The sequence below is a fragment of the Enterocloster sp. 210928-DFI.2.20 genome (genome assembly GCF_020554465.1).
GTDB classification, from domain to species: Bacteria; Bacillota; Clostridia; order Lachnospirales; family Lachnospiraceae; genus Enterocloster; species Enterocloster bolteae.
In genome coordinates, this window is the sequence record NZ_JAJCHK010000017.1 from 14,632 (window position 1) to 36,482 (window position 21,851).

22 protein-coding genes and 3 pseudogenes are annotated in these 21,851 nt (G+C 43.8%); 9 read left to right on the forward strand and 16 right to left on the reverse strand.

The features are described 5' to 3' along the window. Positions 1–278 precede the first annotated feature (278 nt). The 6 genes and pseudogenes from LI015_RS28560 (at position 279) to LI015_RS28770 (ending at position 3,629) form a co-directional block, all read left to right on the forward strand. Positions 279–596, forward strand: a pseudogene (locus LI015_RS28560) (oleate hydratase). Positions 597–875: 279 nt separating this feature from the next. Further along, positions 876–977: a hypothetical protein gene (locus LI015_RS28760; RefSeq protein WP_334291229.1), complete on the forward strand. Its 102-nt coding sequence runs from the start codon at positions 876–878 to the stop codon at positions 975–977. Positions 978–1,059: 82 nt separating this feature from the next. After that, entirely contained in the window at positions 1,060–1,359 is a 300-nt protein-coding gene (locus LI015_RS28565) for an oleate hydratase (protein WP_002565679.1), read from the forward strand. Between the two features lie 375 nt (positions 1,360–1,734). After that, positions 1,735–1,935 (forward strand): hypothetical protein, encoded by a 201-nt coding sequence (locus LI015_RS29040; protein WP_330370107.1) that lies wholly within the window; start codon positions 1,735–1,737, stop codon positions 1,933–1,935. A 285-nt stretch (positions 1,936–2,220) separates the two neighbouring features. Beyond that, positions 2,221–3,195: a choloylglycine hydrolase gene (gene bsh, locus LI015_RS15915; protein WP_002571348.1), complete on the forward strand. Its 975-nt coding sequence runs from the start codon at positions 2,221–2,223 to the stop codon at positions 3,193–3,195. Between the two features lie 248 nt (positions 3,196–3,443). Continuing rightward, positions 3,444–3,629 carry a transposase gene (locus LI015_RS28770; protein WP_007036501.1) on the forward strand — a complete coding sequence of 62 codons (186 nt, stop codon included), beginning with the start codon at positions 3,444–3,446 and terminating at the stop codon, positions 3,627–3,629. A 478-nt stretch (positions 3,630–4,107) separates the two neighbouring features. Here LI015_RS28770 and LI015_RS15925 read toward each other — a convergent pair whose 3' ends face one another. The 7 genes from LI015_RS15925 to LI015_RS15955 are packed head-to-tail and all read right to left on the reverse strand — an operon-like array spanning position 4,108 to position 12,340. Then, positions 4,108–5,256, reverse strand: a complete 1,149-nt coding sequence (locus LI015_RS15925; protein ID WP_002565681.1) for an ABC transporter substrate-binding protein — start codon at positions 5,254–5,256, stop codon at positions 4,108–4,110. Positions 5,257–5,303: 47 nt separating this feature from the next. Beyond that, positions 5,304–6,320 carry an ABC transporter permease gene (locus tag LI015_RS15930; RefSeq protein WP_002565682.1) on the reverse strand — a complete coding sequence of 339 codons (1,017 nt, stop codon included), beginning with the start codon at positions 6,318–6,320 and terminating at the stop codon, positions 5,304–5,306. 16 nt (positions 6,321–6,336) lie between these two features. Continuing rightward, positions 6,337–7,830, reverse strand: a complete 1,494-nt coding sequence (locus LI015_RS15935) for a sugar ABC transporter ATP-binding protein (protein ID WP_002565683.1) — start codon at positions 7,828–7,830, stop codon at positions 6,337–6,339. 50 nt (positions 7,831–7,880) lie between these two features. Further along, positions 7,881–8,330 carry an RbsD/FucU family protein gene (locus tag LI015_RS15940; protein ID WP_002565684.1) on the reverse strand — a complete coding sequence of 150 codons (450 nt, stop codon included), beginning with the start codon at positions 8,328–8,330 and terminating at the stop codon, positions 7,881–7,883. Next, a complete protein-coding gene (locus tag LI015_RS15945; RefSeq protein WP_002565685.1) occupies positions 8,324–9,028 on the reverse strand; it encodes a class II aldolase/adducin family protein in 705 nt (234 codons plus the stop codon). Before LI015_RS15945 ends, LI015_RS15940 begins: the two co-directional genes overlap by 7 nt. Positions 9,029–9,064: 36 nt before the next feature. Next, positions 9,065–10,534 (reverse strand): rhamnulokinase, encoded by a 1,470-nt coding sequence (locus tag LI015_RS15950; RefSeq protein WP_002565686.1) that lies wholly within the window; start codon positions 10,532–10,534, stop codon positions 9,065–9,067. A gap of 12 nt (positions 10,535–10,546) precedes the next feature. Beyond that, positions 10,547–12,340, reverse strand: a complete 1,794-nt coding sequence (locus LI015_RS15955) for an L-fucose isomerase (protein WP_002565687.1) — start codon at positions 12,338–12,340, stop codon at positions 10,547–10,549. A 210-nt stretch (positions 12,341–12,550) separates the two neighbouring features. Between LI015_RS15955 and LI015_RS15960 the strand changes: the two genes are divergently transcribed. Then, entirely contained in the window at positions 12,551–13,402 is an 852-nt protein-coding gene (locus LI015_RS15960) for an AraC family transcriptional regulator (RefSeq protein ID WP_002565688.1), read from the forward strand. Positions 13,403–13,522: 120 nt separating this feature from the next. Here LI015_RS15960 and LI015_RS15965 read toward each other — a convergent pair whose 3' ends face one another. Continuing rightward, positions 13,523–13,834, reverse strand: a complete 312-nt coding sequence (locus LI015_RS15965; RefSeq protein ID WP_007036504.1) for a Na+/H+ antiporter NhaC family protein — start codon at positions 13,832–13,834, stop codon at positions 13,523–13,525. Between the two features lie 1,184 nt (positions 13,835–15,018). Between LI015_RS15965 and LI015_RS29045 the strand changes: the two genes are divergently transcribed. Together LI015_RS29045 and LI015_RS15975 are read left to right on the forward strand one after the other, a co-directional pair. Then, positions 15,019–15,198, forward strand: coding sequence for a DUF5720 family protein (locus LI015_RS29045; protein ID WP_416351119.1), 180 nt, complete (start codon positions 15,019–15,021; stop codon positions 15,196–15,198). Between the two features lie 763 nt (positions 15,199–15,961). Continuing rightward, positions 15,962–16,091: pseudogene (locus tag LI015_RS15975) on the forward strand (transposon-encoded TnpW family protein); the annotation flags it as partial. Between the two features lie 51 nt (positions 16,092–16,142). Here the strand turns inward: LI015_RS15975 and LI015_RS15980 are convergent. The 8 genes and pseudogenes from LI015_RS15980 to LI015_RS16015 form a co-directional block, all read right to left on the reverse strand. After that, entirely contained in the window at positions 16,143–16,544 is a 402-nt protein-coding gene (locus LI015_RS15980) for a putative toxin-antitoxin system toxin component, PIN family (protein ID WP_002565691.1), read from the reverse strand. Beyond that, a complete protein-coding gene (locus tag LI015_RS15985; protein ID WP_002565692.1) occupies positions 16,541–16,816 on the reverse strand; it encodes an AbrB/MazE/SpoVT family DNA-binding domain-containing protein in 276 nt (91 codons plus the stop codon). The genes LI015_RS15980 and LI015_RS15985 overlap by 4 nt, the downstream gene beginning before the upstream one ends. A gap of 396 nt (positions 16,817–17,212) precedes the next feature. Further along, a pseudogene (locus tag LI015_RS28785) lies at positions 17,213–17,338 on the reverse strand (PLP-dependent transferase); the annotation flags it as partial. A gap of 87 nt (positions 17,339–17,425) precedes the next feature. Further along, a complete protein-coding gene (locus tag LI015_RS15995) occupies positions 17,426–19,105 on the reverse strand; it encodes an O-antigen ligase family protein (protein ID WP_227125640.1) in 1,680 nt (559 codons plus the stop codon). A gap of 638 nt (positions 19,106–19,743) precedes the next feature. Then, positions 19,744–20,013: an HU family DNA-binding protein gene (locus tag LI015_RS28790; RefSeq protein WP_207749870.1), complete on the reverse strand. Its 270-nt coding sequence runs from the start codon at positions 20,011–20,013 to the stop codon at positions 19,744–19,746. A 10-nt stretch (positions 20,014–20,023) separates the two neighbouring features. Further along, on the reverse strand, positions 20,024–20,452 hold the full coding sequence (locus LI015_RS16005) for a hypothetical protein (RefSeq protein ID WP_002565695.1): 429 nt from the start codon (positions 20,450–20,452) through the stop codon (positions 20,024–20,026). A gap of 166 nt (positions 20,453–20,618) precedes the next feature. Next, positions 20,619–21,083 (reverse strand): hypothetical protein, encoded by a 465-nt coding sequence (locus LI015_RS16010; RefSeq protein ID WP_002565696.1) that lies wholly within the window; start codon positions 21,081–21,083, stop codon positions 20,619–20,621. Positions 21,084–21,213: 130 nt separating this feature from the next. After that, positions 21,214–21,768: a hypothetical protein gene (locus tag LI015_RS16015; protein WP_048928833.1), complete on the reverse strand. Its 555-nt coding sequence runs from the start codon at positions 21,766–21,768 to the stop codon at positions 21,214–21,216. Between the last annotated feature and the right edge of the window lie 83 nt (positions 21,769–21,851).

Genomic DNA, 21,851 nt, shown 5'->3' on the forward strand with positions numbered 1-21,851 from the left:
TTACCTTAGGCTTGGAAAAATAAAACTTTGTAGATGTCAATGTATCTGACAAGGTTTCAGGACAATAACAAGTTTTGCAGATATATGGAGATTGCATTGAAAGGTTGCATCTGCCATTGTAATGAATGTTGTGTTCTGGTCTATGAAATCCAGATCAGATGCAAAAGAACCGAAAACAAATAGGAACTACTTTCTCAGAAGCGAGGCATATGAAATTGAAAATTCTTGTCATGGTTTATTTGTGTTGTCCCAGGGACATAATAAAATCAGGAAATTATATGAGGGTTTTAGATATGTATTACGCAAGTGGTAACTATGAGGCTTTTGCCCGGCCCCGCAAGCCCGAAGGAGTTGAATCCAAATCTGCCTATATCATTGGAACCGGCCTGGCGGCATTGACAGCCGCATGTTATCTGGTTCGGGACGGCTAGATGAGCGGTGACCGCATTCATGTGTTTGAAAAGGATTCGATACCGGGTGGAGCGTGTGACGGTTATGAATACCCTGGCCTGGGCTATGTCATGCAGGGTGATCGGGAGATGGACAACCACGTTGAAGTGATGTGGGATCTTTTCCGGTCGATTCCGTCCATCTAAACAGATGGCGGAAGTGTATTGGATGAGTATTATTGGCTGAACAAAAAAGATCTCAACTATGCCCTCATGCGGGCCACAGCGAATTGAGGCTAGGATGCCCATACGGACGGCAAGTTCGGCCTGTCCGACAAGGGAGCCTTAGAGATCATTCACCTGTTTTTTGCCTCGGATGAAAAACTGTATGACAAGCGCATCACCAACTTTTTTGGGCAAGGAGGTTCTGGACTCCAACTTCTGGCGGATGGTCATACGGAATTCGTTGATTTAACGGAAAACGATCTGGTCTTTATCACCAACGGCGGCTGCGTGGAAAATTCCAGTCTGAGTTCTCAAAATCCCCCTGCATCATTCCATACGGAAATTAAGCCAAGCGGCGGCTAGGATATGTGGCGGAAGATAGCGGCGCAAGCCCCGCTTTCGGCGTCCTAATAAATTCTGTTCTAATCCGAAGCAGAGCAACTGGATGAGCGGCATCGTCACCGGCAAGGACTCTAACTGGCTGATGAGTTGTACGTTCAACCGCCAGTCCCAGTTCCGCAATCAGCCAAAGGGACAGCTGGTGGGATGGATCTACGGCCTTTTCAGCGACAAGCCCGGCAATTTTGTAAAAAAGAAAAGGTCGGATTGCACCGGTAAGGGGCCGTATATTACCGCAGTATGTAAGACAACGGATTTTCTCAATGCAGTAGATATAATAGTGATATCATCGCATACCAACTCCTTGTCCACTTTCGCGAAAGATATATTTTTTATATCCTCGTAGCACTGTTATCGAAAATATAGAAAAGATGGGTTATTGTGGCAATCCTACCCTTGGTGGTATCATGTATGCCTGCCCTTTCTATGGGAACTTCATGTTTGACCAAAGTTGAGCAATTGAAAAATCATCCTTTATGGAGATGCAATAATGTCATTTGACTATAAAAAAGAGTATAAATAGTTTTATATGCCGCAAAACAAATCATCTATCGTAACGGTTCCGAAATAAACTACATCGCCGTGCGGTACAAAGGTAATACCAACGATGAAACGGTGAGTATGTATCATCTCTCAGGTTGCTGTGTGGTATTGTATTTACTATCAAAATGAGCTATAATGCGAGCATAAAATTGATAGATATTTTGATTATGTTGCCCCCATGAAGGATTTTGTTGGCAGAACGGCTTTACCGGAATTGACTATGCAAAGGGTAATTTTGAATTTATTTTTTGTCATTTGTTTGCCTGATTTCGTAACAAAGGTGGATTTTGATTGGGCGATTGAAGAAAAAGCCAAGAAGAAAAAACAAGATTTTACAAAGGTTAAGTTTTTTACCTATGATAAGGGTGAGTGTGTGTAGTGTATGCACCTCGGTTCTTATGATGATGAATCCGAAACCATTTCCGCTATGATTGAATATGCCGAGAAACAGGATTAAACTATTGACATTACGGATACTCTATCACCAAGAGATTTATTTGTGCAATCCTCGCAAGATGGCAACCAGGAACCTAAAAACCGTGGTGTGCTATCCGATAAAAAGAGTTTAATAACTTCCAATTCGGTGAGGCAAACAAGTCGGGATTTGAGGGGAATAGGCATATGCTGATGAAATATCGTATAACGCAATGAAGGAGAAAGAATTATGTGTACAGCAGCAACTTATAAAACCAGAGATTTCTATTTTGGACGGACACTTGATTATGAAATTTCCTATGGTGAGACTGTTACAGTCACACCAAGAAATTTCAAGTTGATGTTTCGAAGTATGGGAACAATGGATCATCATTTTGCTTTTATGGGAATGGCTCATATAACAGAGAATTATCCACTGTATTATGATGCTGTAAACGAAAAGGGTCTGTGTATTGCCGGGCTAAATTTTGTGGGAAATGCTCATTACCGTGAAAAAGAAAAAGGTAAGGACAACATTGCCCAATGGGAATTTATTCCTTGGATCATGGGTCAGTGTGCAACTGTGAATGACGCGAGAGAACTGCTTGACAGGATCAACTTCTTGGCCGAACCGTTTAGTCCACATTTTCCTATGGCACAGCTCCATTGGATCATTTCGGATAAAAACAGCTCCATTACGGTAGAAAGTGTGAAGGACGGTATATTTGTTTATGATAATCCCGTAGGTGTTCTCACAAATAATCCGCCTTTTCCGTTTCAAATGTTCAATTTGAACAACTATATGAGATTGTCCATCGACACCCCTAAAAATTGCTTTTCCGAACAGATTAGGCTAAATGCATACAGTAGGGGCATGGGCGCTATCGGGCTCCCCGGAGACTTATCATCTATGTCAAGATTTGTACGTGTGGCTTTTACAAAAATGAATTCACTGTCCGAGAATGACGAAAAATCAAGCGTAAGCCAATTTTTCCATATATTAGGCTCCGTTGAGCAGCAAAGAGGATGTTGCCGTTTGGCGGACGGGAAATATGAAATTTCCATTTACACTTCTTGCTGTAATGCTGACAGGGGTATTTACTACTATAAGACTTATGATAATTACAGTATTGTTGGTGTAGATATGAATCGGGAGGATCTTAACGGTGAAGCACTCATCAGTTATAAACTAATGACGGACAAAGCGTTGGAAATTCAAAATTGACAGATTCCAGTTTGTTGGGAAAAGAGCAAAGCCAGTCAACGGTCAAGCTGAACGGCGCATTGGCATTGACGTTACGAGCCTGATGTTTTCGTTGCAGCTGTTCCCAGTATTCCAGTACCTTTGCTTTTGTAATTTCCTCGCCTTACAATAATTGAAGAAAGCCAAGCCCACAAACAAGCGGTAGGCAAAAGTTAAGCGCCACTTTCTTTTCAATCCTTCGTTCTGATTTGATTCCATAAAATCAGAACATGAGAATCAGCAATTATCTGAGAATCATGCGACTCAGACAGATATGGGCGGAAGGAACATTTGCTATTCTAAAACAAGAACACAAACTGAATAAGATACACAAAAGGGGTCTCCAAAAATCGCTGGAAGAATGCCTCCTATTGGCAACAGCATTAAACCTTAAAAGACTGATAAAAACGGTATAAGTAACCTGGATTGTCAGTCTTTCTATTTTGTTCCGTGAGGAGAAGGTATGCAAAAATACTTCGTGAAATGAATTTCTATTGCCCAGGCAATTTTAAAAGATGAACTCATTGTCATTTTAAATGAAGATACTTCCAGTGTTGACCCTATAGAATTAAGATAATTATAAAACAAAAGGAGAGGGCAACAATAATCCAATAGTATCGCCGCCCTCTCCTTTTGTTTTATTAAATTTTTCATCCACATTGTTGATTCATGTTCTTTAGCAAATCTGATTTCTCCGCAATCTGCTTAAGACATTTCATTTCCTTGTTTGATAGCCTACTATGCCCCTATTTAGCCTGTCTTTAGCTCTAATAAAATGTTTCTTCACATAGGACGATTATCTGAAAACTTCGAACACTTAGAATACCGCTATATACCAAACGATACAGCCAGCCGTCTAATCAATTTATGATTGAACAGCTGGCTGATACAATATTATTTATAGAGACACGGAGCCACTTCCGCTGAATCCATATTGGTGCTGTCATACCACAGTGCACCAGTATCAACATCCTCTACCGGTTCTCCTTTGGCTGCCTTGGCTGCCAGGGTAACCGCCTGATATCCAATCTGTACCGGATTCTGCGTAATGGAACCTGCTAAGACACCACTCTTGATAGCATCAAGCTGAATGGCGCCTGAGTCGAATCCAACGCCGATTACCTTATCTTTACCCAGTACCTGAAGACTTTCATTGGCCGTCACCAGGTTCTTGGCTGTAAATTCGTTGGACGCATAAATGGCAATCAGATCATTTTTATTCAGCAGGGTATTGGCCACAGTCACACAAGCCGCGTCATCCACAGTTGCCGGAATGCCTACATCGATAATCACCTTTGCTTCGTCAACTGCCTTATTATACTTATCATGGCCTACTACCATGCATTTATCTTCGCCAACCAAGGTACGCATTCTGTCTATGAAACCGCCTGTCCGTTCTCCTATAGACTGGGATGTCGCATCTTGGGAGACAACGCCGATTCTGACCTCTTCTGCCGGATCTGTGACCTTATCCTTAATCATTTCATACAATTTCTCCGCGGCCAGGCCACCTGCCGCATAGTTATCCGTAGCTGCATTAGCTACAATGGCGCCTGCCGGGGCATCCGGAACCCCAGAGTCAAACCCTACAATCGGAATATTTGCTGCCTGAGCATTGGAAATTGCATCCAGGGCCGCCTGTGTATCCAAAGCCGCCAGGCAGATGGCGCTTGGAGCCTTGTTGACCGCATTATTTAACTGCTCAATCTGCTCAGCGACTGCACTCTCACTGGCTGGCCCTACAAAATTGGTGGACTTAAGCCCCAAATCCTCTGCGGCCTGCTCTGATCCCATCTTTACCGCTTTCCAAAAATCATGCTGGAAGCCTTTTGCCACAATCTCAACCGTGACATCGCTGTAGTCCACAGCAGCATCTGCCTTGGCTGTCTCCGTATCCCCTGCTGTTGTGTCTTTTACCTCTGTCTCCGGAGCGGCCGCTGCTGCGGCTGTGGTGGCAGGCGCGCTGGCTCCGCTGGAGCAGCCCATTACCATTGTGGAAACCATTGCTGCGCAGATGACTGTACTTAATAATCTTATCTTCATAAATAAACCTCCCTTTATTATCCCGCTTTGCGGGTTATTAGTGCGTATCAATTCTTCCCCTGTTTCCTTCTATTCAAAACATCTACAAATACGGCTATGATCAACACAAATCCGGTAATCAGCAGCTGATAATGTGGCTGTACTCCCACAAAGGGAAGGCCTGTCTTCAAAACGGACATAATAAAAACACCGATTAAAGTCCCCGATATGGAACCCACGCCACCTGCCAGGGATGTTCCGCCGATTACAACTCCGGCGATTGCATCCAGTTCAAATCCATTTCCGGTTCCAGGCATGAGTGTGGAGTATACAGCTGCATAAGACACACCTGCCAGCCCGGCAAACAGACCGCTTATGACATAAGCCAAAGTCTCCCACTTTACCACATTTACACCGGAAAGCCGGGTCGCCTCCTTATTACTCCCAAGAGACAGTATATAGCGTCCCGGACGCGCCTTGTTGAGAAGGATTGCCATCAGGATTGCAAGTATAATCAGCAGTATGAATCCCGTGGGGATACCTGCCTGCGGAAGCCCTGCCCCTTTTAATTTAAAAATACCTCTGAATGAGCCGCCCGGCGCCGAAGCCTGCGGAAAGGTCACGGTTGCCGTATTTGTCACAATCGAACCCAGGCCTCTGGTAATCATCATAGTTCCCAGTGTGGCAATAAAGGCCGGAAGCCTCATGACAGATACCATAAGTCCATTGGCAAGTCCGAACAGGCCTCCCATCAATATGGCCAGGATAACGCACAGCGGCATAGGCAGTCCCAGTTTTGTATACAGCGTTCCTGAAATCAAGGAACAGCAGATACAGACCGTACCAATGGATAAGTCGATTCCTCCGGTGATAATTACAAATGTTACACCTATGGCCATAAAACCAATATAATAGGACGAATCAAAAATGCTGACCAGTGTGCTGTATTTTGCAAAATTGTCCCCGAAAATCCAGAAGAACATGAATAATACAATCAGCGCAATGACTGCCACCAATTTCTGAGTACCGATGGCTTTGAACAATCCATTCGGCTCCTTTTTTACCTGATTCCCATTATTTGACATGTCTTTAACCTCCCATTTAATCTCTCAGTGTAGCGGCATGCATGATTTTTTCCTGGGTAGCTTCTTCTATGCTGATTTCTCCTGTTTTACGGCCCTCACACATAATCAGGATACGGTCGCTCATTCGCAGCACTTCCGTCAGTTCAGAGGATATCATGATAATGGACTTCCCCTGCTTTACAAGATTATTCATCAATGTATAAATCTCGCTTTTTGCTCCTACATCGATTCCCCTTGTGGGTTCGTCAAATATCAGGATGTCGCAGTTCCTGGTAAGCCATTTTGCAATGACCACTTTCTGTTGGTTACCTCCCGACAGGTTGCGCACCTGCTGTTCCACGGATGGTGTCTTTGTCTTTAATGCCTCCACATATTGTTCCGCGGTTTCTTTTTCCGCATTCTTATCAATAAACAGGCCTTTGCAGAATGCTTTCAGGGAAGCCATTGTCGTATTCTCGGCTACCGTTTTCTCAATGATCACACCATAGCGCTTGCGGTCCTCCGACAGATATCCAATCCCGGCGTCAACCGCGTCCTGTGGGTTCTTGATATCCACCCGTTTTCCATTCACATAAATATCACCGCTGTCTCTCCTGTCAGCACCAAAGATAGCCCTGGCTGTCTCCGTCCTTCCGGCTCCCATGAGTCCTGAAAAACCCAGGATTTCTCCTTTGCGAAGTTCAAAGCTTACATCTTTTACTGTTTTCCCAACATTCAGGTGTTCAACCTTCAGCACCACCGGGGCAGACGGCTTTACATTGCTGAAACTCTTAGGCTCCTCATACACCGTGCGTCCCACCATCATCTGGATGATGTCGTCTTTCGTGGAATCCCTGGTTATGAGCGTACCCACATATTCCCCGTCCCTCATGACCGTTACCCTGTCAGTAATCTGGTTAATCTCATCCATGCGGTGGGAAATGTATACAATTCCGATATCCTTGGCCCTCAGATCACGTATGATTTTGAACAGCTCGCTGATTTCTGAATCTGTCAGCGCGGCAGTCGGTTCATCAAATACGATTATCTTGGCATCTGTAGAGATTGCCTTTGCTATCTCACACATCTGCTGGCGCCCCACCGTCAGCCTCCCCATTGTTTCCCTTGGGTCAATCCTGATATTCAGTAATCCGAACAGCTTTTCTGCCTCTTCCACCATCCTGCGGTCATTAATCAGCTTTCCGTTCATTTTTTCTTTGCCGATAAAGATATTCTGGGCCACCGTTAAGTGGTTCATCATGTTCAATTCCTGATGCACGATCACAATGCCGGCGTCCTGCGCTTCCCTGGGACTTTTAAATTCCACCTGGCGCCCCTCATACACAATGGTACCGCTGTCCTTGCTGTAGATTCCTGTCAATATCTTCATGAGGGTGGATTTTCCGGCGCCATTCTCACCCATCAGTGCATGGACCTCGCCCTTTTTAAGTTCCAGACAGGCATTTTTTAACGCATGTACCCCGACAAAGGACTTATCAATGTCTTTCATGGTCAGAATTACTTCTCCCACATCATCACCTTCCATTTCTTTACTAATTGCACTGTTTTGGCGGAACCCATTTACAGGCCCTGGTCGGTAACTACCCCTTTTTGCAGCATGATATTGGCATAAAGCGCTTTCTCGCTGGTGGCGATAATTGCATAAGCTTTCTTTGCCTCCTCGTAGAACGCGAACCGCTCTATATGGCCAATGGCACTTCTGCCCCTGCTGTCACACGCTTCCACCAATGTCATGTATTGATCCCAGATGGGTGTTTCAACCGTATCCCCGTCCGTTACCGACATCAGGCAGACAGGGTGTTCTACGTAGGTGTCCAGTGGAAAAAGCGAGAGGATTGCTTCCAGTATCTCCGGCACGCCGTGGCCTTCCATATGTATGACATGGGCATCCCTGCCCATGGACTCTGCCGGGAAATTCCCATCGGCAATCACAATCCGGTCGCTGTGACCCATTTCACATAATATCTTTAACAGTTCAGGAGATAATATATGGGGTATTCCTCTTAGCATCTGTTTTCCTCCTGTTTACTGTATTTTTTATAACCGGGGTGCCTGCCAGTTACCCCATATCCTTTCCTCATTGAGATAAGGCGGTCAATATTTTCCCTGGATATTTCCTGTGCACCTCCCAGCATTCTGGCGTTAAGGCTGATTTTTGCAAAGAGTTCCAGTGTTTCCATGCGGTAATAAGCGGTAATCACATCAGCCCCCACGGTCAAAGCCCCATGATTCTGAAGGAGCATTGCGTCATGTTCCCCCAGATAAGGCGCTATGTTATCCGGTACTTCGTAAGTGGAGGGGGTTCCGTAAGGCGTTACCGGAATCGAACCCAGAGCAATTACCGTCTCAATCATAGAGTACTCGTCCAACGGCACATTGGCTACCGCGTATCCGGTGGCTACAGGCGGGTGGGCGTGAAGCACGGAATTTACATCCTCACGCTCTTTATAGCAGCGGAGATGCATCTTAATCTCTGAAGAGGGCCTGTATCCGGGAAGGCCTTCCAACACCTCGCCTTTCCCATTGATACGAACCAGCTTTTCCGGTGTGATGAAGCTTTTGCTCATTCCGGTGGGAGTGGCAAGAAATGTTCCGTCATCCAGCCTGGCGGACACGTTGCCGTCATTGGCTGCCACCCAGCCAAGCTGCCACATTTTATGGCACACATCGCAAATCTGTTCCCTTAGTTCCATATAGCTTAATTCCATAATACCTCCTATTTTCCAGGTTGCCCCGGTCTTTGGTCATTCCAGCATTTTTTTATATTGTCCGTATACCTGCTCCCATTGATCTGTATCTTTCGGCTCATAGATACTTACCTTGGCTGAAGCCCCTACGACACTTCTCACCTGATCCAGATCCCTAAGTTCTCCTGTCGCAAGCAGCTGCATAGCCGCGTTACCCAGTACGGTAGCCTCCACCGGTCCGGCAATTACCGGACAATGACACGCATTGGCCGTCATCTGGCAGAGAAGTCCGCTCTGTGTTCCACCACCCACCATATGGATAGCCGGGTACTCTCTTCCGGTACACATCTTAATTTCTTCCAATGTCATGCGGTACTTAAGTGCCAAGCTCTCATCAATGCATCTCACAAGCTCCGCCTCATTCTCTGGTACCTTCTGCCCGCTTTTACGGCAGTAACTCCGGATTCTTTCAGGAATATTTCCAGCCGGAACAAACTCTGGTGCATCCGGGTCAATCAGGGCTTTAAACGGCTTTGCATCTGCCGCCATTTGCTCCAGATGTCCGAAACTGTATTCCTTTCCCTCACGAATCCACTGTCTCCTGCTTTCCTGGATCAGCCACAACCCGATAATATTCTTGAGGAAGGAAATCTTTCCCTGGCACCCGCCTTCATTTGTGATATTCAGCCGTTCTGACACCCCGTTGATAACAGGTTCGTCCAGTTCTGTGCCAAACAGCGACCATGTTCCGCAGCTGATGAAGATGAAATCCTTATCCCTGGCAGGAACAGCCGCAAGGGCACTCTGCGTATCGTGTCCTGCCACAGCAATCACTTCCATAGGCTCAATTCCTAGCTCCTGGCAAATCCCGTTTTTTATGAAACCAAGTCTCGTTCCACATGGAACGATACCGCCCAGAATCCGTTCTGGGATACCTAGGCTCTCCAACACTTCCTTTGACCACATTTTAGTACGGGCATCCAGCATCTGCGTGGTGGACGCGATGGAGTACTCACTGACCTGCGCCCCACATAGATAATAATTAAATAAGTCCGGCATCAACAGAAGTCTGGAAGTTCCCTCCAGAAGTCCGGGTCGCTTTTCCAGCAGAGCCAAAAGCTGGAATACCGTGTTAATCTCCATAAATTGACTGCCCGTAATCTGATAAAAGCGGTCCTTATCCATCTTTCCAAAACTCTTTTCAAGCATCCCTGCGGTCCGCGCATCCCGGTAGTGCACCGGATTTTCTAAAAGATTTCCCTCCTTGTCAATCAGGCCGAAATCCACGCCCCAGGTATCCACGCCAATGCTGTCAATCTTTCCATACTTCTTTGCTTTCATCAGTCCCTGCTTCACTTCATAAAACAGCCGCAGGAAATCCCAGTACATGGTTCCGTTTAATATAACCGGATCATTGGGGAAACGATGGATTTCCTGTATAGATAACCGGTTCCCATCAAAGTTTCCCAGCATTACCCTTCCACTGGAAGCACCGAAATCCACTGCCAGTACATTTTTATGGCTCATAGACACACCGCCTTACTTATATAAAGGCCCATAAGCCGCACAGGCACGGAAATCCTGTCCCTCTTTGTCCATTCCAAATGCGTTCCAGGCTGCAGGACGGAATATTTTTTCCTCGGGCACATTGTGCATGCTGACAGGAATCCTTAAGATTGAGCAGAGTGTAATAAGGTCCGCCCCAATATGTCCATAGCTGATTGCACCGTGGTTAGCTCCCCAGTTATTCATCACGTCATACGCGGAGGCAAATGCTCCCCGGCCTGTCACCCTGGGCGCAAACCAGGTGCACGGCCATGTGTAGTCCGTTCTTTTCCATAAGATGTCGGTTACATCGTCCGGCAATTTCACGGTCCAGCCTTCTGCAATCTGCAGCATAGGCCCCAGTCCCTTTACCAGGTTTAAGCGGATCATCGTACATGGCATCTGGGCTTCTGTAACATATCTGGAAGAATAGCCGCCGCCTCTGAAATACCCAAAATCAGCCTCATTCCATGTGGTTGCTTCCAACATTGCCTTCTGATCGTCCGCCGTCACCTCATACCATGGCTTCATGACCGGCTGTCCGTCTTCATCCAGGGCTTTACCCGTGGCATCCAAACAGGCCGCTCCGGAATTGATCAGATGCAGGAAACCGCCTGCTTCCTTTGCGACCCCTTCCAAATCATATCCGGACGCCTTCTTAACAGCCTCCGGGCTCCAGTACGTACGCACATCCGCGAAAATCTGTGCCCTGTTGGTGAGCAGCTTCATAAACAGCATACCCAGCCCATTTAATGTGTCATTTTCAGTAGCCAGTATGTATGGCTCCCTTGCGCCGTTCCAGTCAAAGGAGGAATTCAGCATGGACTCAGCGAAGTCACCATTGGGATAAAAATCTGTCCACTGTCTCTGTCCCTGGAAGCCTGCGGCAATGGCATTGTGTCCGATCCGCTCTTCCTCCCGCCCCTCTGGCAGATTGGGATTCCCATTCATCAAATCCTTGATGATGCACATCATCTTAACTACGAATTCCCAATCCCTATCCTTCTGTTCCCGGGTCTTCTGAACTTCGGGAGGGTTCTTGTCAAAGCCTTCCTTACAGTTTGCCTTTGTCCATGCAAGGGCCTTTTCAAACTCTTTTTTATCGTATATTTCCTCACTCATACGGCGGATCAGTTCCACTTCGTCTACGGATTCCACCCGCATCCCGAGATATTCCTCAATAAATGCCGGGTCTATGATGGAACCTCCAATTCCCATGCAGATAGAACCTATCTGGAGATATGACTTTCCCCTCATGGTAGCGGCAGCCACTGCGGCGCGTCCAAAACGGAGAAGTTTTTCTTTTACATCCTCAGGTATACTTGTATCATCAGCATCCTGAACATCATGTCCATAGATACCAAAAGCCGGAAGCCCCTTCTGCGCATGGGTAGCCAGTACAGAGGCGAGATATACGGCACCGGGTCTCTCCGTTCCGTTAAATCCCCACACGCCCTTGATTGTATGCGGATCCATGTCCATGGTCTCTGCACCGTAACACCAGCATGGGGTCACAGTCAGTGTAATATCCACTCCGGCTCTGCGGAATTTATCCGCGCAGGCCGCGCTTTCCCCCACCCGTCCAATGGTGGAATCCGCAATCACTACGTTTACCGGTTCTCCATTACTGTAAAAAAGATTTTCCCTAAACAGGGCCGCCGCACTTTTGGCCATGTTCATGGTTTGTTCTTCCAGAGATTCCCTTACTTTCATATATCCCTGTCTTCCGTCTATTGTGGGTCTAATGCCGATAACCGGATAAGACCCAACCAATCTGCTTGCTGCCATAGTGTTTTCCTCCTTTTTAATTTTAGATTGTTATTATTCTAATTTCTTTGCGCTTTTTTACATAATTGTATTATACTATTGATATTCCCCTATTTGCTGTGATATAATGGCAAAAAATATAATAATATTCATTTTTTAAGCATTTTATCCATCTATTTACTTTACCGTTCTGTATTTATAGTTATTTTTACATTTTCAGGAGGGCGCAGTATGCACTATTTGGACTATAATGAAAAAAAGCAACATGGGACTATGGATTTTCCTATCGAATATTACCATGTAGATGAGCATCATCCCCGTTATAACATGCCATTCCACTGTCATAAAGAGTTGGAAATCATCCGGATTTTGGAGGGAATCCTCTTTTTAAAGTTAGATGATGAAGAATTTGAAGCTAAAGCTGGGGATATTATTTTTATTAATGAGGGGGTTATTCATGGCGGTTTACCTCATAATTGCATTTATGAATGTATTGTGTTCGATATCCAGCGTCTCCTCATGCACACAGATACCTGTCGGTTTTATATCCGCCTTATTACAAAGCATCAGATTATCGTACAGAATCATTTTACAAAAAACAACCATTCCTTACATCGAATTATCAACCATCTTTTCATATCCATGCAGCATAGTGAGCCTGGAAGCGAACTGATAACCATGGGCACTTTATTTGAACTCTTCGGAATCATCTACCAGAAAAAGCTTTATCAGGATAAGATTGATGCTACAAAATCTTCCAGAAAGATGATGCAGCTCAAACCTGTGTTGGAATACATAGATAGTAATTACGGGCAGACCATTACACTGAATGAATTGTCCAGAATTGCCGGAATGTCTCCCAAGTATTTCTGCAGCTATTTTCATTCTATCATTCACAGAACCCCCATTGATTACTTGAACTACTATCGTATTGAGCGCGCCTGTAGCGAATTAAGTACCTCTGATTTAACTTTGACAGAAGTAGCCTATAGATGTGGTTTTAGCGATGTATGTTATTTTATCAAAACATTTAAACGGTATAAAGGAATTACGCCACACCGGTATTGCATGAATATTGGATAGCCCCCAAATTGTCCGAAAACTTCTTTTTAAGCATAAGTTAAGCCTCTTTTCCTCCTTGTGTCATTGCAAGCATAATAAACGCATATTTTAAAAGAAAAGAGGCTTCTGTTCCTAACTACTTTAGAAGAACAATGGGCACAGGCAGGCCAGAATAAACATGGGGATATCTAATGCAATGAGGGGAATCACGCAGGTATCCCATATATAGTCGTGCTGTCCATCGACATTCAGTCCAGACGTGGGTGCCAGAGTAATGTCGGACACGTGGAAACTAGTGTCGCCAATGGTGGCTGCTGCTGCAACCAGAAGGGTAGTTGCGCCCAAGCCAAAGCCCCGCTCGGAACACAGAGGTACATATAGCACAGCCAAAACCGGTACCGTACCGAAAGAAGTTCCGGTACCCATAACGATAACCAGGCCCACCGGTAGCATCACAAAAGCCCCAGGAGTCCTCTAATGGAGCCATAGGCTCCAGTGCACTGGCAATTCTTCATTTTTCATATATTCTAAATCTAAAAAATGAAAAGATAAACACAAACATTTTGTACTTATCAATACTCCTAGACTTTGATCGTTCACGCACATCATCATGGCAATGAGGCTCAATATTTGCATTATTTCTTACACTTTGATTTTCCAAAGGTGCCCTCTTCTGCCCCGCCTTTGTTCATTTCCTTCTTTTTACATTTCATCATGCTCCGTTCCATGATGGAAGGAGCCTTGACCACAATAAAAGTATTATAGCATGATCAAGACTCCCTTTTTCTAGATTATAGCCAGAGAATCAATGATTTTGCCATGCTGTCGCCGTTTGTTCTAAATACGATTGCATTTTGAATTACAAAAAATCCTTAAACAGCATTAGTAAAGACGATGGAATCAATTCCCTCGTTATGGCTGATTTTGCCCATGTCAGCCGCATTCATATCGAGCCTGGTGTGATTCTCAGCCTCTCTCCTTGTAGCGATTTACTGACCACCATATGTATATCATTGAATGCATAGCCATAGAAAAAACATATATACTAAAAAACATCTTCTGAAATTCAGTGAATACACTCTATTACGTAATGAAAACATCCTTTTTCAAACAAATATGTTGCTACTACAGACACAATTCTTACCGAATGATTTAGCTAATCGTGAAAGCTGTAGGCCATATAGCCCATCTAATAATTGAGCAGCATTTAATCTTAATTAACCTATCTTGCCACCGATGTTATATGCTCTAAGTAACTCCTTACTCATGATTATTTCTCATGGTTAGTGGAGAGACACTTAGAGCATTTTCACGCGAGGAAGACAACACCTTGCTTACAACAAAAATAACACCCCCGTACGAAAGATTGAACCACTCTGATTAACTGAAGGTAGAATCCAACTCCATCAGCACTCAGAAGCGTATTTCGCAATATACCTGTTCCAAATTATAGCAAAATGCCGATGGGCGTCCTCTACCCCACACAGAATCGTATCAATGAGATCGCGATTCTGAACCTTGTTTCCTATGGCTCCAGACGCCTGCCGAACATCATTGGTAAGCTTCTGTGCCGAAACCGGAATGCATCCGATTTATCGACACGAAAACCCGTTTTCTGAAGCAGCGCGACCAGTCCTATCCGTAACCGGCTTACCGTTGCTAAAACGCAGGAGCCGCTCATGCTGGGGCATGACCTGTTCGGGCCGGAACGATACTCTCCCCATACTCACCACAGGGTCGCAGTGAACCTCCTAGCCTCTAACAGCCCGATTGGATGCCCCAGAGAGCTTTACCGCTTCTTCCTCTCGGACGAGTAGATATCCCCGGCTGACGGGCTTATCCACTGTAAACATTGCAGCGGGAACCACTAAACCGTTGTTCCCTGCTTCGGGAAATCCGGCTATTTCATTCCCCACTGTGTATGCTCCTGTCAGGTGGAGTCAGAATGGCGGAGCAAGGAGGCCGAGGACCAGTGAAACCGTAGGGAAAGCATTAGGGGAATAAAGGCGCAAGGGCTTCATGACCGCTATCTGTATGACTACACTGTTGCCAATGACAATGGGCAGAATCCACTGATAAAGAAAGCCCGCGCCTATGTGGATAACTGAACAAAAGCATGCCGGGATAACACCTTGTTTCTCCTGTTCGTGGATGTGGGGATGGGAAATTTTTTTCTCTAGTTGTATCGCCAACGCTCTGCTTGACCAGGATATTTCGGTGCTGATGATAAACTTCCCCTCTATCCCAAACCGGCTGGATGGTATGTTTTCCGGAGACAGCGCGGATTTTATCGTTAGTCAGGGAATGTATGACCTGTTACCCCTTGACGCTCTGGGAGCGAGAATACCGAGTACGCAATAAATCTGATGTCCCATGTGAGCGACTGTAGTTACCGCAATCGGAAACCAATGATTAAACAAACCTGAAACTGGACGCGATCAATACCCCATCCGCTCTGTTCCATGCACGAATCTATGCCCCCATCCTGGAACGGTGTGCCCTGATTCTCTCTGAAGGAAAAACTTCTGGAAGAAAAATGCCTCTGAAACAGCTGCATTCCTCCAGGCCGGCGCAGGACAAAAGGACGCGCCTGCTCTGGTAAAGAAAATCGGTAAAACTACTTATTGTCCGAATACATTTCAGTAAAACCAGCAAGGCAACCATAAACAACAAGATAAAACGTATGCTCAAAAATGAGGTTAAGCAGATGTCAAAATGCGGAGCCGGAAACCATCTCTCAGGTTCCCGGCTCCGCACCGTTTCAGTATTGGAGAAAATCAGCCGGTGTCATAATCATCGGATTTTTCACGCCAGATTCCAAAAAATCTTTATCGCCGGTCAGTAAAACATCGGCCTTTGCTTCTATGGCTGCCCGAAGAATTGGACGATCATTCCTATCACGGATCTGTATCTCTGAACTATCTTTCTCTGTTGGAATCGGAACCAGTTCCAAAGTCAGGAGTGCAACGGAAAGAAATTTATCCAGTGACGCAAGCCGATTCGGAAATTTCTTGTTAAATATCCGCTTCATTTCGTCCACGTTCTGCTCACAGATCAGCCCGTGATTGGGATAGGACGCCGCTTTTACATACGCCTGAAAGGGGATGCCGTTTGCGCTTAAAGCGGCAGAAATCAGAACATTGGTATCAATCAAAACCCTCATGCGTTCTCGTCCTCATTTCTCAATTCTTCCACAAACGCCATGACATCATCATCGGAGGTTAAGCCAGAGCGTTCTGCTTCTCCGGCCATCTCCTTTTGAAGCACCTGCATAGCGTAGACAGCAGAATTAACTATGCGGACGGTGTTTCCCTCAACGATAAACGTAATGCGATCACCGCTTGCCACGCCGAGTACTTCCCGAATATCTTTGGGAATTGTGACCTGCCCCTTTGCCATGACTTTTGCATTGTCTACAAACGTATTTGCTAACATGATTTTACACCACCTTTCTGAAACATGGAAAGTAGGGTTTTCCCTACTCTTATTATATGCAGAAGACTCAAAAAAATCAAGTGAAAATGCTGGAAGTAGCGTAGATTGAAAGGCTGCCATTTTTGAATTTTTATGAACTTGATTAAAATGCCCTTGACAACTTATCTCGGTGGTCTGTGCCCGAGAAAGAAGTATATGCCCCTTTAAGCAACAAGAAAAAATCCTCTGACATGATAGTGGAACCCTCAGACCGGCATAGGGAAAAAGATTGGGATGATACCTATTATGTTGTTCGGATGCATTTCAGTGAAACCAGAAAGGTACAACGGCAAATATTTCCCGATAATTTCCCAGCTTAAGCCAGACTCCCTTTTACCTCAATTTCATTCACATCACTTATTTTAATGAAGCAAACCCATTCTCTAAGTATGCGATAATATCATCAATATGCTCTATGCCGATGGACAGGCGGATTGTATTAGGCTTAATGCCCTATTCCATCAATTCTTCCGGAAAGAGTTGCACCTTTATCGAGAAGAAGAATGGCACAGGATATAGGTGACAAAGGCCGCCAAGGCTGTCGCTTCCACAAACGAGACACCATGATAGCTAAGACGGGGTGGACCCCCTCCCGTCAGATACCTCCCCTGTGTAGTCCCTTGTAAACTGTACTTTATCTTTATAGAGATATTTATTGTTTTTGTTTTCTCTTTTAGTCCCTCTCATCACCTTTACTTCCGATGTTTTATCTGTGCAGTTTTGAACGGATATTCCTACACTTAAAAGTGTAAACATAACTGGAAATACAATCGGAACTCCTATATTTACAACTGCCTGGGCCGCATAGCAGTTAACGGCATATACAATTGACATAACTGAATCCTCCCTTTTTGAAGCCTTTACCATTTCGATTATAGAAGACACTAATAAAAAAAGATAGGAAAATAGCCCGACTATCCCAATAGTGATTAGATATTGCAAATACTCATTATGTGCACTATCAAATATTTCATAATAACGCTCAATCATTTCTCTATAATAGCTTTGTGTAACAATTCCAAATGTGTCGGGACCGGAGCCAAACAGCTTTCGGAGAGGTGAGTATTTCATGTAACATTCAATACCAATCCTCCAGATGTATCCCCTATGTGTTCCCCATTCATCATTAATCAATAAATAATCCTTTAATATCCCATACTGTTGCCCATTCCCCATTCGTGTCGCATCGAACGTCATATATATGAGTACAGCTATCGCCAGGATTAACACTGTCCCCCAAATTCGTCTGCATATACATATTCCGCACTCGTCTTTGTATTTCTTCCGCACAAATCTCTCTAATATATATATGAAAGCGGTGCATCCCCACAGTGCTGCCACTACGAAAATAAGCCAATCACTCCCGACTATCAGGCGGAATAAACCACCTATCGGCAGCACATGCGATGCATACCTTTTATCAATCTCGCCAATTGCCATAAATTCTGTACTGATCATAGATATTAAAAGCATATATTGTTTTAATCCATACATATCACGAAACGCGTATAATGGAAGAAAAAGCACTATGACTCCTATTGTCAAATATGCATTATCACTATTCCCCGTAACCAGTGCAAATAATGATAGAATAACCGTAAAGACATACCATGATTTTCTGGCCATATTTCTCTCTCTTACAAATAACGTAGTACTCATTCCAAATATAAGTGCTACATAAGAAGCGTATGTATTTATATTACCAACTGTGGATATAAAAGAAGTGTAATGGCTTGCATGAATATCTTTTTTAAATCCAAATGGATCGATGAGGAAATATTGCATAATTCCAATTGAACAAACAACCATTCCCGTGACAAGAAAAGCCTCCAGATACCATCTCTTAAATTTCAAACAATGTCCAAGCGTAAAGAAACTGATACCACATATCAAATACAAAAAAGTCCCCATAAGGCGACCTTCTGTACCCCAAAACGCCTCGAAACGGTAGTCAGACCAAATACAAGATAACACAATAGAAAACAAAAAACCAATCATCGCCCAATCCGATTTTCTGAGCTTTGGCGTCATTACAATCGTTCCTTTGTTAAGCCGAAGAATGATGAGAGTCAATAACAGCATGACTGCCGCCATGCAAATAACCGTGCCACAATAAAAATAATATTTTGTATCTAATATATCAAAATAGTAATCATGAAATACCAGAGGTAGTATCGAAATAATTATTACTGTAGTTATACAGGCAATCACCTCATTTGCCAGTTTCCATCGTTTCATTAAATCCTTCATCTACACACCCTCCTAGTATTCGAGCTCTAACTCGCACCTTCTACACGTTTCATAGTCCCAATTCTTTCACCTAAACCAGGGATGCAACTGCATTACAGAGTAGCCCCGTGATATACCATGATTTTCTTTTTATATTCCCTCTGTCTACCGCACCTGTCATTATGTATGCCAATATATCATGCCACCTTCACCTTATAATTCTATAGCAGCCCTATTTCTCTCTTTCTCATTCTTTCTTCTCTTATTCCGTATAATGTTCAGTGATGTAGTTCTTCCGCAAAATCTACATGTAAATACAATCTTACTTGTGAAAGTATCTCTTCCCGTTCCCTCTATCGTTGCCAGATTCTTTCCACAATATTGGCACTTAATATCCATTCCATCTCCTTTTAATTACGTTACAAATTCTACGGTCTTACGAAGGCTTCCGACATATCTTACTATACCATGCCATAGATGCAATATTTAAAGTCACTGCTGTGACTCTAAATATTGCTCTATTATTTGACCAATGAATCTACTGAAAAATTAAAATTCGTTTCGTTCTTACCAGCTCACGCAAAGTAACTTGTTACCGATATGCACTGCGTTCCGCTTCTCCACTTACAATAATCTATGACATGGTATGCTACCAACACCTATCCTTGATTTCCCTGAATTACCTCCCTCTTCAATATGGAACCCGCGCGGAATACGGGAACCCTACGCGGTTTAATCTCGACTACTTCTCCGGTTCTTGGATTTCTTCTCTGACGTCCTTTCCGTTCTGCAACCGCAAAAGTTCCACCCCACATCAAGCACACATCCCCTGTTTTTAATTTCTCAGAGATAGAATCAATGATTCCATTTAGTGCATTCGCACTTTGACAGATGGCCAAGCCTGATTTCTCAGAAATTTTTTCAACCAGTTCTCCCTATTCATTTTGCTGCTCCTTTTTCACTATTTTTTGTTATCATATCATCCATTTTTTCTTTCGCTAAGCTTTTTAGCTGTTCCCTGCCAGGCACAAATAATGCATGTGGGTATAGTTTATCTGAAAATTCCATGCCCCTATCCATTTGAAACAGGATTTTCACTTCTGCATTAAACGCAAATGCCATTTCTGCCATTTCCAAATAAACGAAACCAGGCAGATGGTCTGTCACAATTATGATGTCAAATCCTCCAGGAACGAATGACATCACTCGCAGAAGAGTTTCACGATTTTTTGCCAACATCATGCTAATCTTGTAATCTGATTCAGCGTCAAGACAAATCAAAAAATCTCTGAATTCCCACAAAACATCATTCCTGCTTCCAAGCACCCCTATATTAATTTCTGCCTCTCCTGTAGATTTCCACCGCATAAACCATACCTCTTATGTAAAGATTTTCAATCACTGCATGCACTCCTTCCTGACCAGTTAGTCTTCCAACCTACACACCTCTGTTTTTGCAACATATTCTTTTGGCTTGGAGCCGTCACTTCTGATTACCACTCCATAAGAAGCCGGATCATAACATTTGATTATTTTAGTCTTTATGATCGTTTGAGGTGTCTGGATCTTGCACAGACGCATCTGAAGCAGGCTTATATTGTATCGTACAAGTCAGACCGAATGCCTTATTTGCCAATTTAGATGCTATGGGAATTCTTGCATCTGAGTCTTTTGATACTTTCCCTATTGCGATAAGTCCAATGATTAACAAAAGAAAAGAGAGAATGCCGCTGATAAGACCAACGATTCCAGAGAAAGCAATTCCTAAGATAGGTATAGCATATAGCCCTGAAAAAATATTCGTTACGCATGATATGATACTTTCCACAAGAGCAAGAAAAAATGCCTGCATGACCTGCTTTGTAAGCCATTCATCCTTTTGAATCACAATAACAAAACCAAGCAACATACCGCATAATAAAGTTTGTCCTAAAATTGCTAATACAAATGCCAACACTGCATAAAAAGAAATACAAATATTAAATCTGTCTTTTCTCATTAAAAATCCCTTTCCTTGCTCAAAGCGATATATTTTGACGAATCATCCATAGTTCTGTATCCTATTTATGAAAACCAAACAATACAGTCCCATCCTATTTTTACATATAACTATAAATAGCCATTATTCATCATGGTGTCTCTACTGTTTCCTGTTCTTTTCTGGTCTTCCCATTAGAACCTCCGTTCTTATTCTTTTCATTTCGCATATACTCATATTCACGCAGCATTCTCATCAGCTCTAATGCGCTGCGGAATGAAACGCCGTTTCCACCACTGCATTTTCCTTTTATGCGTCCCTGCATACTGGAAAACTGACGCTGATGAATTTCAATAATCAATGTTTCACACGCGCTTATACCTAAAGCCATAAAGCTAGCCATATTTTGAATCTTTGTACAGTATTTCATTGGAATATGCTCTTTGTCCAGTTCCCGCTTCTCATATGCTCTTTTCATATGAGCGGTCAAAAACCTTGGTTCTGTTGTCGCCATAGGCCGTTGAAATTTCGCGCATAATGTGTCTATTTTCAGTCCCAAATCCAGTATGCCGGTAAATGCCACGGGCTCCTTTAAATAAAAATTTACAATGTCCCCACTTAATTCACCCTGTTTATTTTTAATACAAATGAGAAATATACCCATACGGTCCGTGTTTGCCAGTGTATAAAAATCGCTTTCTTCCATATCGATCACCTCATCCCTCATCATATTCCTTTCATCGGTCATGGCTTCATATTCTTCATCGCATAACAGCATAGGATAATTCT

What these genes read in the sequence shown, in the direction of transcription:
- LI015_RS28770 (WP_007036501.1), top strand. Translation starts at nt 3,444, where the DNA reads ATGAGAATCAGCAATTATCTGAGAATCATGCGACTCAGACAGATATGG.
- LI015_RS16005 (WP_002565695.1), bottom strand. Translation starts at nt 20,452, where the DNA reads ATGCGGTGGAAATCTACAGGAGAGGCAGAAATTAATATAGGGGTGCTT.
- LI015_RS16010 (WP_002565696.1), bottom strand. Translation starts at nt 21,083, where the DNA reads ATGAGAAAAGACAGATTTAATATTTGTATTTCTTTTTATGCAGTGTTG.
- LI015_RS15945 (WP_002565685.1), bottom strand. Translation starts at nt 9,028, where the DNA reads ATGGAATTAAGCTATATGGAACTAAGGGAACAGATTTGCGATGTGTGC.
- LI015_RS15960 (WP_002565688.1), top strand. Translation starts at nt 12,551, where the DNA reads ATGCACTATTTGGACTATAATGAAAAAAAGCAACATGGGACTATGGAT.
- LI015_RS15965 (WP_007036504.1), bottom strand. Translation starts at nt 13,834, where the DNA reads ATGCTACCGGTGGGCCTGGTTATCGTTATGGGTACCGGAACTTCTTTC.
- LI015_RS15950 (WP_002565686.1), bottom strand. Translation starts at nt 10,534, where the DNA reads ATGAGCCATAAAAATGTACTGGCAGTGGATTTCGGTGCTTCCAGTGGA.
- LI015_RS15940 (WP_002565684.1), bottom strand. Translation starts at nt 8,330, where the DNA reads ATGCTAAGAGGAATACCCCATATATTATCTCCTGAACTGTTAAAGATA.
- LI015_RS28565 (WP_002565679.1), top strand. Translation starts at nt 1,060, where the DNA reads ATGAGCGGCATCGTCACCGGCAAGGACTCTAACTGGCTGATGAGTTGT.
- LI015_RS15995 (WP_227125640.1), bottom strand. Translation starts at nt 19,105, where the DNA reads ATGAAGGATTTAATGAAACGATGGAAACTGGCAAATGAGGTGATTGCC.
- bsh (WP_002571348.1), top strand. Translation starts at nt 2,221, where the DNA reads ATGTGTACAGCAGCAACTTATAAAACCAGAGATTTCTATTTTGGACGG.
- LI015_RS16015 (WP_048928833.1), bottom strand. Translation starts at nt 21,768, where the DNA reads ATGGAAGAAAGCGATTTTTATACACTGGCAAACACGGACCGTATGGGT.
- LI015_RS29040 (WP_330370107.1), top strand. Translation starts at nt 1,735, where the DNA reads ATGAAGGATTTTGTTGGCAGAACGGCTTTACCGGAATTGACTATGCAA.
- LI015_RS15955 (WP_002565687.1), bottom strand. Translation starts at nt 12,340, where the DNA reads ATGGCAGCAAGCAGATTGGTTGGGTCTTATCCGGTTATCGGCATTAGA.
- LI015_RS15980 (WP_002565691.1), bottom strand. Translation starts at nt 16,544, where the DNA reads ATGAGGGTTTTGATTGATACCAATGTTCTGATTTCTGCCGCTTTAAGC.
- LI015_RS15925 (WP_002565681.1), bottom strand. Translation starts at nt 5,256, where the DNA reads ATGAAGATAAGATTATTAAGTACAGTCATCTGCGCAGCAATGGTTTCC.
- LI015_RS15985 (WP_002565692.1), bottom strand. Translation starts at nt 16,816, where the DNA reads ATGTTAGCAAATACGTTTGTAGACAATGCAAAAGTCATGGCAAAGGGG.
- LI015_RS15930 (WP_002565682.1), bottom strand. Translation starts at nt 6,320, where the DNA reads ATGTCAAATAATGGGAATCAGGTAAAAAAGGAGCCGAATGGATTGTTC.